This is a genomic window from Bacillus sp. 05T31, assembly GCF_056396725.1.
This window is the reverse complement of sequence record NZ_JBFTMA010000061.1, coordinates 1-11,822: the sequence shown is the minus strand read 5'-3', so window position 1 is coordinate 11,822 and position 11,822 is coordinate 1. Positions and strand designations below refer to the sequence as shown.

General features: G+C 34.1%; 14 protein-coding genes. 4 read left to right on the top strand and 10 right to left on the bottom strand.

Going from position 1 to position 11,822, the window contains the following annotated elements; genetic code table 11:
* Positions 1 to 162 precede the first annotated feature (162 nt).
* From AC1DJR_RS06350 to AC1DJR_RS06340, 3 genes are read right to left on the bottom strand one after another with little or no spacing between them, the layout of a single operon-like run.
* Positions 163 to 501 carry an NIPSNAP family protein gene (locus tag AC1DJR_RS06350; protein WP_002127705.1) on the bottom strand — a complete coding sequence of 113 codons (339 nt, stop codon included), beginning with the start codon at positions 499 to 501 and terminating at the stop codon, positions 163 to 165.
* Entirely contained in the window at positions 474 to 1,070 is a 597-nt protein-coding gene (locus AC1DJR_RS06345; protein ID WP_429687224.1) for a GNAT family N-acetyltransferase, read from the bottom strand. The genes AC1DJR_RS06350 and AC1DJR_RS06345 overlap by 28 nt, the downstream gene beginning before the upstream one ends.
* A gap of 12 nt (positions 1,071 to 1,082) precedes the next feature.
* Positions 1,083 to 1,853, bottom strand: a complete 771-nt coding sequence (locus tag AC1DJR_RS06340; protein WP_429687225.1) for a DeoR/GlpR family DNA-binding transcription regulator — start codon at positions 1,851 to 1,853, stop codon at positions 1,083 to 1,085.
* 251 nt (positions 1,854 to 2,104) lie between these two features.
* Between AC1DJR_RS06340 and AC1DJR_RS06335 the strand changes: the two genes are divergently transcribed.
* The gene (locus AC1DJR_RS06335) at positions 2,105 to 2,596 is read left to right on the top strand and encodes a hypothetical protein (RefSeq protein ID WP_477002237.1); all 492 of its coding nucleotides are present in this window, start codon (positions 2,105 to 2,107) and stop codon (positions 2,594 to 2,596) included.
* 96 nt (positions 2,597 to 2,692) lie between these two features.
* Here the strand turns inward: AC1DJR_RS06335 and AC1DJR_RS06330 are convergent, their stop codons facing one another.
* On the bottom strand, positions 2,693 to 3,325 hold the full coding sequence (locus AC1DJR_RS06330; RefSeq protein WP_477002236.1) for a DUF4085 family protein: 633 nt from the start codon (positions 3,323 to 3,325) through the stop codon (positions 2,693 to 2,695).
* 220 nt (positions 3,326 to 3,545) lie between these two features.
* On the opposite strand from AC1DJR_RS06330, the gene AC1DJR_RS06325 reads away from it, so the two are divergent.
* On the top strand, positions 3,546 to 4,139 hold the full coding sequence (locus AC1DJR_RS06325; RefSeq protein WP_429687228.1) for a hypothetical protein: 594 nt from the start codon (positions 3,546 to 3,548) through the stop codon (positions 4,137 to 4,139).
* A 168-nt stretch (positions 4,140 to 4,307) separates the two neighbouring features.
* Here AC1DJR_RS06325 and lpdA read toward each other — a convergent pair whose 3' ends face one another.
* From lpdA to AC1DJR_RS06300, 5 genes are all read right to left on the bottom strand, one after another.
* Complete coding sequence (lpdA, locus tag AC1DJR_RS06320) at positions 4,308 to 5,687, bottom strand: dihydrolipoyl dehydrogenase (RefSeq protein WP_477002235.1); 1,380 nt, start codon at positions 5,685 to 5,687, stop codon at positions 4,308 to 4,310.
* A gap of 15 nt (positions 5,688 to 5,702) precedes the next feature.
* On the bottom strand, positions 5,703 to 6,902 hold the full coding sequence (locus tag AC1DJR_RS06315) for a dihydrolipoamide acetyltransferase family protein (RefSeq protein WP_429688598.1): 1,200 nt from the start codon (positions 6,900 to 6,902) through the stop codon (positions 5,703 to 5,705).
* A 27-nt stretch (positions 6,903 to 6,929) separates the two neighbouring features.
* Complete coding sequence (gene acoB / locus AC1DJR_RS06310; RefSeq protein ID WP_429688599.1) at positions 6,930 to 7,964, bottom strand: acetoin:2,6-dichlorophenolindophenol oxidoreductase subunit beta; 1,035 nt, start codon at positions 7,962 to 7,964, stop codon at positions 6,930 to 6,932.
* A gap of 17 nt (positions 7,965 to 7,981) precedes the next feature.
* Positions 7,982 to 8,980 (bottom strand): acetoin:2,6-dichlorophenolindophenol oxidoreductase subunit alpha, encoded by a 999-nt coding sequence (acoA, locus tag AC1DJR_RS06305; protein WP_016091510.1) that lies wholly within the window; start codon positions 8,978 to 8,980, stop codon positions 7,982 to 7,984.
* 169 nt (positions 8,981 to 9,149) lie between these two features.
* The gene (locus tag AC1DJR_RS06300) at positions 9,150 to 9,629 is read right to left on the bottom strand and encodes a DinB family protein (RefSeq protein WP_429688600.1); all 480 of its coding nucleotides are present in this window, start codon (positions 9,627 to 9,629) and stop codon (positions 9,150 to 9,152) included.
* A 218-nt stretch (positions 9,630 to 9,847) separates the two neighbouring features.
* Here AC1DJR_RS06300 and AC1DJR_RS06295 point away from each other — a divergent pair, with 218 nt between their 5' ends.
* Together AC1DJR_RS06295 and AC1DJR_RS06290 are read left to right on the top strand one after the other, a co-directional pair.
* The gene (locus tag AC1DJR_RS06295; protein WP_429688601.1) at positions 9,848 to 10,693 is read left to right on the top strand and encodes an oxidoreductase; all 846 of its coding nucleotides are present in this window, start codon (positions 9,848 to 9,850) and stop codon (positions 10,691 to 10,693) included.
* 41 nt (positions 10,694 to 10,734) lie between these two features.
* Positions 10,735 to 11,244, top strand: coding sequence for a GrpB family protein (locus tag AC1DJR_RS06290; RefSeq protein ID WP_429688602.1), 510 nt, complete (start codon positions 10,735 to 10,737; stop codon positions 11,242 to 11,244).
* Between the two features lie 35 nt (positions 11,245 to 11,279).
* Here AC1DJR_RS06290 and AC1DJR_RS06285 read toward each other — a convergent pair.
* Positions 11,280 to 11,822: uridine kinase family protein (locus AC1DJR_RS06285; RefSeq protein ID WP_477002234.1), on the bottom strand; the 543-nt coding region annotated here is incomplete at its 5' end.

The window sequence follows — 11,822 nt, the reverse complement described above, 5'->3', positions numbered from 1 at the left end:
GAACTATATTTTGTATAATGGACGCAAAGAAAATACATAACCAAAACCACTTTTGTGGATTGCCGTTTATAAAGAAAACTATCACCGCTATTGCAAATAAAATGGTGGATGCTAAACTAAAATATAATTTTGTTTTAATTCCCATTATTCCTCATCCCTCTATCACTTTACAGTACATACTAACTCTTCATTTTTTAACTCTAATATGTACTCCTGTAAAACATATTCTTTCCCGCCATGTTTTTCATACCAATCATGTATTCTTTTAACATGTATCTTGTCGCTTCTAATTTTYGATTCAATTTCTTTATACTGTTCATAACTATCATATTCCCATATTGCAAATACTTCAGTCGTACCATCATTATTATCTTTCATCCAGCGTCCTATTAAACGAGAACCATATTTTATTTGATTAGGTAAATTAGTATCATTGAAATGATCATTAAATATTTCTATGAATTCATTTTTTACTACATAGTATTTCCTTCTGTAAAACATACTTCTTCACCTCTTTTATGAAAAGTATCAGTAAACCTTCCCATTACTACCGTATTATAATACTTACCATCCGACAGTTTTTTATCATTTTTTAGAATACCTTCTACCTCCAAACCTAATTTTTTATAAAGTTGGATGGCTTTTTCATTTGTCTCTAACACTTGCAATGATATCTTTTTCACTTCATTTTCATCAGCCCACTGAATAGATTGTTGCAATAGACTCTTACCCATTCCATATCCCCAAAACTCTCTTAAAATACAAACACCAAACTCTACTTTATGGGATAACCTCTTCAAATTTGATCCTTCACATCTCGAAAACCCTACGATTCGGTTGTGCACTTCTGCAACTAAAAAAAGATTCTTCATCTCTTCACTATCTGTTTTTATTATTTTTTGAAACCCTATCTTATCAATAAACCCCTCTCCAGCTTCTCTATCCATATTTTCAGTTTCGCCATCGATCTGAACTCTAATTTCTGATAACTGCTCAGCATCCGTTTGAACTGCAGAACGAACTGTATAAATTAATCCATTTATATGAAACTCTTGTCCTTTTATAATCATTTCAAACTCCTTTTAAATGAGGTCTATTGACGCTATTACAATTTCTTTACCTTGTTTCTCAAATTGTTGAATCGTTTCTTTACTAGCCCCTTCATCTGTTATTATAAGGTCAATTTCTATCAGTGACTCTCCTTTTATAAAGCAGTCTATTCCAAGTTTATTATGAGGAGCTAAACAAATATTTCTTCTAGCAATTTTACTTACTGTTTTTCCAAAATAAGCAACTTCCGGTGTCGCAGTACTTATACCATTCAATGAAATACCGCCACCTGTAGAGAAATAAAGATCAATAGAGAATCTACTTATCAATTCAGAGGCCAGTGTATCTGTCATATTTCCTGATGGTTTCACTTTTCCACCAATTAAGTACGTATCAATGTTCTTATATTCTCGTAACTTACTAGCAATTTCTAAAGCATTCGTAATAACTATAAATGATGTTTCAGGTAAATACTTTAACATGGCATAATGAATGGAAGCCCCGCCAATAAAAACGGAATCTCCTTCTTGTATGTAGGATACAGCAACTTTCGCAATCGCATCTTCATCTATTGAACTATCACGATAACGTTTCGATGGTTCGGCAGCTAAGTTTCTCACTCGCGTAAGTTCAACTGCACCTCCGTGCGTTCTTTTTAATAAACTCTCTTTCTCCATAATGGATAGATCTCTTCTTATAGAATCAATAGACATATCAAAACTTTCCGCAAGATCCTTTGCGATTACTCTTCCATCTCTCTTAAGTAACTCTAAAATTTTCTCTCTACGCTCTTCAGTGAACATGTTATCACCACCATTATTGAAGATTCAGAAATTTAATCTTTATTTTAATTATATGCATGCTTTTTCTGTATTACAATATTTTCAATTCTTATTTATTCAGCTTTATACAGTTTTTCTCCCTCTTTCTATCCCATTAACTTGAAAACGAAATAAATGTATATTTGCATATTACACAAACATACTTCCATTTACCTTCCTATTGATGTAAAATTATTCCTATGTTTTACTTTTTAATACAGAAAGGGATTACTATGAAATCTATAATTAAAGTAACTTGTACAGCATTATTATTTACAGGAATAATGGCAGGATGTAGTGGAAATACTGCACCAAAACAAGAAAAGAGCGCTTTTGAAAAGAATGCAATGCACTATGGGGAAATATTTAAAAACGAATACTATAGAGCAACAGTTGAAAATGCAAAATTTGAAAAAATAGATAAAGAGTGGCGCCTTACAGCTCGTGTTACAATGAATAACGCTCGAGCCGATAAGGAAACTATAGATCTTTCAGAAATAAAATATTTCATWAAAGATGAAAAAACKGGTRAWAAATACGAAGGYGAAKTTATACAMAATGARAAYGCTRAAAAGGTTCCATCTGARTTCTCTTTAACTACYGACGTTGTATTTGAAATGAAAACTTCGCCTAAAGACTTAAATAACATGTATTTGTATATAGATAGTAAAGTTGCTCCGTTAACAGATACATATTGGAAGCTTGATAATTTAGTATCAAAATAAAAAACAGTCTTTAATGACTGTTTTTTTTATTATCGAACTTGTAAATATCATCTAAAGAAACTCTCTTTATTATAAATTTATATACAAATAACTAAGTTATTTTTTCTCAAGCAATACATCTTTTGCACAAATCGTCACTTCTCTAAATGGACAGTCAAATAAAACACCCAGTTCGAAACCGTCTTCAGTAAGCTCTATTTCATGRYATAGCCACCAAGCACCTTCAAAATTTTCMGGTATAGAACATTTYGTYACKCCTGTAAAAGAAACTTGAAGTTTATTGAAATCACTAAAAGTACCAGTGCAATCTAATACGATAGACAAAGTATCTTCTGACTTTCTCTTTACTACTTTAATCACACTATCATGCAGTGAGAATTCATGTAATTGAACAACGTTTGACGGAATTTTTTTCTTAATGGAATTAAAATATTCTAAGTATGATTGATCTAATTGTGTCATTCTTTTTTCATAATCTGCCGTCCACTCTAACAAAAGTTTCTTAAATTCATTAGGGGGATATTCTGAATCAATAGTGTTGTTATGAAAGTATTGATGTAGTGTTTCAGGGAGATAATTTAATAAATCTTCTTTCCTTTTTTCTACTTCATTTTTCAAACTTTTTATATAATCGGGATCTATTTCTTTCCATTCTTCTATTGATTCTATGAAATGTATAAATCCTAAAATTTGCATTTCTTTATACCAATCTCTTGTAAAATATTTCAATGATACCTCTCCTAAAACATTTTATCATCCAAGAAAAGCAATGTATTCGCTTATTATATCATTCCAATAACCATTTTTTCTAAAGAAAAAATGTAAAACTGTAAATATTCCGCCTATTATTTCTAAAGCTTCAGAATATTTACAAAAATTCGAAATTAGAATACATTTTACATGTACAAGTTTTACCTGTACAAAAATCTAAACAAAAAGGGATGGTTATATGTTGAAGAAATTAGTAGCAGGGACATTAGTAGCAGGTTTTGCATTAACTGGAGGATTAGGAGTAGTAAGTGCTGCAGAAAAAGATAATACAATTAAATCATTTGATTATTTAAAAGTTGATGAAAAGAATGTTAATTCATTCACAAAATTAAGCGATCAATCAAAAAAAGACATCCAAATTACTATGGTACTACCTAAGCAAAATGAAAATGGAGATTGGTTAGCTTATGGCTTTACTAGCAGAGAAACATTGAATGCTTTTATTGAAAAGGATAAAAAGGCACTTAAAAATCAAATTAACCCTTTAGGTAGTGGTGCTGGTAGTACCGATTTTTATGAGCATCAAAATAAAGGTGGACAGTATATTTATTGGAGCAGTGGCTTTAAAAACCTACCTTCTAGCTGGAACGACAGAATTTCTTCAATAAGTACAGCTTCACCTTCTGCAAGTTATTCAACGACGTTATGGGAACATTCTTCAACTCAAGGTTATGGAAAAGGTGTCTCCTTTAGACACTCTGATTGGTATGGTCAAACTGCTAATTTAGCTGCAGATTGGAACGATATAACTTCAGCTATTGAAATTAAATAGTAACAGCGCATTTCAATTAAATAAGTGAAGAAGTTTCAAAATCACTATACTCTCATCGATTAAAAAAACATGAGAGTATAGTGATTTTTCTAGTATCTTTTTATACATATTGCTACTTAAATATTATTTACTAAAAAGACCAGTCATATTAGACTGGTCTTTTTACCTTCAAGCATGTACAGCATGTCCTACTGCCTGCAATAATGCCTCATGAATCGCTTCAGATAAAGTTGGATGTGCTGCAATATAATCTCTCATTATATCAGCGGTTACTTCTGTATGAATCATCACCGTTCCTTGTCCGATTAGTTCGGTTGCACGAGGACCGATAATAGAAATCCCTACAATTTCTTGATATTTAGGTTCCACAATAACTTTTACTTTCCCCGTTTGTTCTCCAATAATAAGCGCTTTTCCGTTCGCTGTAAAAGCAAATTCTCCAATAAGTATATCCCCATATTGCTCTCTTGCTCCTTTTTCTGTTAAACCGACACTAGCAATTTCTGGAGCTGTATAAATACAGCGAGGTACAGCATGATAGTTTACTTTCACATCTTCTCCGCTCGCGTGTAATGCCGCTGTCGTTCCTTCATGGAATGCAACGTGAGCAAGCTGTATTCCACCAATCACATCACCCGCTGCGTAAATATGTGATCTGTTTGTTTGCATATGTTCATTCACAGAAATTCCTTTATTTGAAAATTGAATGCCTGCTTTTTCTAAAGCTAATTCTTGTACACGTGGTTTTCGACCTACAGAAACGAGAATGAATTCCGGGTTGGCTTCTTGGATACTTCCTTCATATTCAAATGAAGTCTGCTTCTTATAATTATTTAATCCTTTTAAAGCCGCTCCTGTAAATATTTTTACGCCATCATTTTCTAGTTTCTCCCTTAAAATTTGTGCGATATCTTCATCTTCACCAGGTAATAATTGCGATGCCATTTCAACAATCGTAACTTTTGTTCCAAGACGACTATAAATGCTTGCAAACTCGCAACCTATTACACCACCRCCAACGATTAATAATGATTTCGGTATATTTTCTAGGGACATTGCATGACTACTATTTAAAATCCACTTCCCATCAAATGGAGCAAAAGGTAATTCAGTTGGTTCTGATCCTGCCGCTATAATAAACTGGTCTCCAACTACTACATCTTCTTTATCACCATGTGTAACTCGCACACGGTGATCCGTTTCAAATTTCGCTTTACCTTGTATAACTTTTATTTTATTTTTCTTCATTAAATATTGTATACCTTGTACGAGTTGCGTAACAATTTGTGATTTTCTCGTCTGTATTTGTTTCCAATCAATTGATATATTCTGCTTATCTACTAATACTCCAAAACGATTCGCATGATTAACAATATCGTATACTTCCGCACTTTCTAACAATGATTTCGTAGGCATACAACCGACATTTAAACAAGTCCCGCCAAGATCAGCTTCATCAATAAGAGTGACATCTTTTCCATTTTGAGCCGCGGTAATTGCCGCTACATAACCAGCAGGTCCGCCCCCAATAACAACTAAATTACTCATTTTCTCACCTTCTCTTTATAAAAGAATTGTTACAGGCTCTTCTAAATACTCTTTAATTGTGCGTAAAAATGCAGCTGCTGGTGCACCGTCTAGTACACGATGATCGAATGTTAAACTTAAAGGTAACATACTTCCTTTTCTTAATTTTTTCCCTTTATATACAGGAACATCTTCAATTGCACCTACACCTAAAATACCAGTTTCAGGTGTATTTAATACTGGCGTAAAATATTCAATACCGAAGCTACCTAAATTACTAATTGTAAATGTTGTCCCTTGCATATCATCACTACTTAAACTGCCTGCTCGTGCCTTTTGTGCCACATTTTTAATCTCTTTAGATAACTCTACTAAAGATAGATTATTAGCAAAGCGAATAGCTGGAACGACTAATCCTTTTTCTAACGCGACCGCCATACCTAAATGAACATGTTCAAATTGATGAATGGCATCATTTATATACGCGCTGTTCATTTCTTTATGCTCTCTAAGCGCTAATACAACAGCACGAGAAACGAAATCAGTAATAGTTAGTTTGTTATCGTATCGTTTTTGTACAACTTCCGCTATTTCTTTATGTAAAGCAACTAAATCTGTAACATCTACTTTCATCGTTAATGTTAATTGCGCACTATTTTGTARGCTTGCATGCATACGGTTCGCAATTGCTTTTCGCATACCAGTAATAGGAATGACTTTACTTTCTTCTTGTTCAAGTACTTCTGGAATTGCTACTCTTTCTTCAAGCGCCTTTAATACATCTACCTTTGTAATTCTTCCGCCAGGTCCTGTACCAATTAATGATCTAATATCGAGATTTTCAGTTTTTGCAATTTTCTTTGCTACTGGAGATATTTTAACTCTTTGCTTCGTCACATCTATCGCATATGGTTCTGGATGTTCTACCTTTTTAGGTTCTGGATTAGATGCTCTTTCTTCTACAACATGTATGTTTTCATGAACTTCTACTTTTTCGTCCGGTTTACCGATGTAGCAAATTACAGTACCCGGCGGCACTCCCTCATCTTCACTTACAGCTATATCAAGAACAGTTCCATCAGCTGGTGCTTCTATTTCAGTTTCGATTTTTTCCGAGTTAATACTAGCAATTAGTTCACCTTTTTCTACATTATCACCTGCTTTAATATTCCAGCTCGTAATAATACCTTCTTTCATCGCCATACCTAACTTCGGCATTACAACTTCTACAGCCATGTTTCTCTCTCCCTTCTCATCGTTTCATTACACACGTAATAAAGATTGGTCTCCGATCATTTCTGATACAGTTTCAATTACTTTCTCCGGCGTTGGTAAATATAACTTTTCAAGTGGTGGTGAAAACGGAACTGGTGTATGTGGTGCTGTAATTCGTTTAATAGGTGCATCTAACAAATCGAATCCTTTATCCGCTACAATTGCCGCAATATCTGTTGCGATACTACATCTTGGATTTGCTTCGTCAATAACAATCAGGCGATTCGTTTTTTCAACAGATGCTAAAATCGTATCTTCATCCAGCGGTGATAAAGAACGTGGATCGATTACTTCTACTTCGAGTCCTTTTTCCGATAATTGCTTTGCAGCTGCAAGTGCTGTATGAACTTGTTTTCCAATTGCAACGATTGTTACATCAGAACCTTCACATTTAATATCTGCTTTTCCTAAAGGAATTGTATAGTACCCTTCTGGTACTTCGCCTTTCATATTGTAAAGTGTTTTATCTTCAAAGAAGATTACTGGATCGTCATCTTCAATTGCCGCTAATAATAAGCCTTTTGCGTCATAAGGAGTGGAAGGAACGACAACTTTTATACCTGGAATGCTCGTAAATAACGCATATAAACTTTGTGAATGCTGTGCCGCTGCGCTAAATCCAGCACCGTGCATCGTACGTACTGTAACTGGCACTTTCGCTTTTCCACCGAACATATAGCGGAACTTTGCACCTTGGTTTAATACTTGATCAAGACAACTACCGATAAAATCATTAAACATTAATTCAGCTATCGGACGTAAACCTGTTGCAGCAGCTGCCATCGCCGCTCCCATATAACCCGCTTCTGAAATTGGAGTATCTAAAATACGATTTCGACCAAATTCTTGTACAAGTCCTTTCGTAACACCGAGTACACCGCCCCATGCTTCATCATCTTGCAAGTGATCCACTTGTGCACCGCCTGCAACATCTTCTCCGATTAAAATTACATTTTCATCACGACGCATTGATATTTTCATCGCTTCATTAATTGCAGTTGACATACTTACTGTTCTAGTCATTATTTTTCACCCTCCTCTTATTTGTAAGAAACGTATACATCTTTTAATAATTCTTCATCTTCCGGATATGGACTATTTTCACTAAATTCAATTGATTGTTGCACTGCTTCATCTACTGCCTTTTCCATATCCACAAGTTCAGATTCYGTTAATAAAGCTTCATGAATTAAATGCTTACGGAAATTCACAATCGCATCTTTTTCATTTAAATGTTCTTCTTTTTCTTCTGAAGTTTTATATGTTTGCGCTTCACCTTCGAAATGACCGTAATTACGATATGTCATACATTCAATTATTGTTGGACCACCGCCATTACGCGCACGTTCTACTGCTTCTTCCGCCGCTTTATACACTGCAAGTAAATCTTTTCCATCTACTTGAACACCTGGAATATTGTAAGCTTTCGCTCGATCTGCAATGGAATCACAACTTGACGCATATTCAAATGTTGTTGCTTCACCGTAACCGTTATTTTCTGCGATAAAAATAACTGGTAACTTCCAAATCGCTGCTAAATTAACCCCTTCATGGAATGTTCCTTCATTATTTGCTCCGTCACCGAAGAAGCAAACACTTACATCTTTCGTTCCTTTATATTTAGCTGTTAATGCTGAACCGCAAGCAAGTGGAAAACCTCCGCCTACAATCCCATTTGCACCAAGCATTCCTTTATCTAAATCGGCAATATGCATTGAACCACCTTTACCTTTACATAACCCTGTCGCTTTCCCAAAAAGTTCGGCCATCATGCCATTTAAATCACAACCTTTCGCGATACAATGGCCGTGACCTCTATGCGTACTTGTAATACTGTCACTATCTGTTAAGTGGGCACATACACCAACTGCTACTGCTTCTTCACCAGCGTATAAATGAACGAAACCTGGCAGAACGCCTTGCGCGAACAATTCATGCACCTTGTCTTCAAACTTACGAATCTCTAACATTTTTTCATACATCCAACGAGCTTGTTCTTTCGTAATTTCATTCCCTTTACTTTCAGTTGTTTTTAACATGTCCAGCCCTCCTATTTTCTTGTTCATCTTTTATATTGCAAGTACTGTGCCAAATTCTAATCCCTGATTTAATAGGTTTTCTCTTTTCTTTCATAATAAAAAAGTAGACAAAATGAGACATCTGTCTCGTTTTGTCCACTTTTGTTCACCTAATTTGAGAATTATTATCTTATTCATTATCAAAACTCTTCTGTAATTTCCGAATGTAAATAATTTGACCAATGTGATACGCGTTATGAGTCGTTACATTAGCTAATACTTCCCACCACTTCGCACATACAGGAAATCCAATTACATCACTTTCAACCTTGTCTTCATTTATGAGACTTTGCCATTGTAACAGTTTCTCTAATAGTTTTTCTCTTAACTCTTCAAATGTTTGATTATCTGAAAGCATAAAACTTTTGTTATTATCACCAATAGCGGGCACAGCATTAACATTTGATTCTTTGTACCTAGTTTGCCACGTCGTATTCCAATACAGTAAATGTTGTACAATTTCAGCTATACTATTACACTCTTCATTCGGCTTCCAGAAAGCTTCTCTCTCAGATAAATCCTTAACTGCATCTGAAAATGGAATATACCAACTGGGATCATTCGCATTTGCTAATAACTGATCTGCTAAAACAACTTTCACATGGAACACTTTGCTTCCCCCCGTTAAAAAGATTTATTTCATGACAATACTCACTTCTCTATATACGCTAAGTTCTTACTATTCCCTTTTTAAAATAATTTTCAAACATATATAATTATAGAAACCTAAAGTACTCTATTATGTAACCTTATAAAAACAACATGTATGATTAATAGATTTTCTTCCCATAACTCGTTATGATAAAAGAAAAAGAAAGCGAGCGACCAATGAATAAAAAAATCGCGGTTATTACAGGGGCATCAAGTGGATTCGGACTATTAACGACACTTGAACTCGCAAAAAAAGATTATTTAGTTATCGCTACAATGCGCAATCTTGAGAAACAAGTAGACTTACTAGCTCAAGCTACTAAACTCAACTTACAACAATATATACAAGTACAACAATTAGATGTAACAGATCAAAATTCTATACATAACTTCCAATTATTTTTAAAAGAAATAAACAGAGTAGACATTCTCATTAATAATGCAGGATATGCAAATGGAGGCTTTGTAGAAGAAATTCCAGTAGAGGAATATCGTAAACAATTTGAAACGAACCTTTTCGGAGCTATATCAATCACTCAGCGGGTTTTACCATATATGAGAGAGCAAAAAAGTGGAAAAATCATTAATATAAGCAGTATTAGTGGCCAAGTTGGATTCCCTGGCTTATCCCCGTATGTTTCTTCCAAATATGCATTAGAAGGCTGGAGTGAATCACTTCGCTTAGAAGTAAAACCTTTCGGAATAGATGTTGCTTTACTTGAACCAGGTTCTTATAACACAAACATATGGGAAGTTGGTAARCAACTAGCTGAAAACCAATCTGATACTATCTCTCCATACAAAGAATATATGGATAAAATACAAAAACATATTAATAGTGGTAGCGATACACTTGGCAATCCGATAGATGTTGCCAATAAAATTGTTGAAATTGCTGAAGCAAAGCGTACTAATTTACGATATCCAATTGGAAAAGGTGTAAAATTTATGATTTTTGCGAAGAAGATTCTTCCTTGGAGATTGTGGGAGTACCTTGTTTTGAAAAGCTTTAAGAAAATGTAATTACCTTTATTGATAACCATTTTGAAAGAGGTGCTAATTAAATGTTAGGTTTACCGTATGGAAAAGTGTTTTTATTTCCGTGGACTGAAGAATGGGAAATTGAGTTTATAAAAGAGAAACAATTCATTGAGGAACAAATTGGCGAACATATTTTAGCAATACACCATATTGGAAGTACTTCAATTCCATATTTAAGTGCAAAGCCAATTATTGATATAGCAATTGAACTAGAAGATTATAAGAACGGTTTAAAATGTATTAAAAAGTTAGAACTACTAAACTATAAATACAGAAAGGATGTACTGCCTGAAAGATACTATTTTAATAAAGGCGAACCACGAACTCATCAAATTCATATGTATGAACAAAGGAACAAATATTTAATAGAACAATTACAATTCAGAGATTACTTAATAGACAACAAAACTTCTCGTATACAGTATGAACAGTTAAAGATTCAACTTTCACGAGCTAATCCTAATGATAAACATCAATATGCAGAGGATAAAACAAATTTCATTACATCCATTGTAGCAAAAATAAATGCATAAATTAAATAAGAAACCATTTAGCAGTAAATGGTTTCTTATTTATTAGTTATCTCATTATTTGTGCCTTCAATAATAAAATCTGCCAATTCATGTGGCTTATGACTTTCTACATACATATCTTCAGCAACCATCCAATTGTTTTCCCACATATCACGCGCTGTTTCCCCGTCTCTAGCAATCCCTCTTTTTATACGTGTTTCACGAGGGCAATTCACCCATATTTTCAAATCATACACTTCAGCCAGCTCCTGACGTGTTGCATATACACCTTCTATAATAACAATTCCGTTTGCAGGGACAATATGAGATTCCGCTAAAGAATCGGTTTCCCAATCGTAACGTTTATAACATCCTTCAATACCATTACTAATCGGATCTAATACCTCTTGTAAAAGGCGTTTCCAATCAAAATCTGCACCAATTGATTTATTCGTAGGATGTTCATTTACAATTTGTGCACATGGTAAATAAAAATCATCCATATGAACAATCGTTACAGTGGAAAATTTACTTTTTATTTTACTAGCTAACGTACTTTTTCCTGCACCGCCACAACCATCAATACCTATTATTAGTAG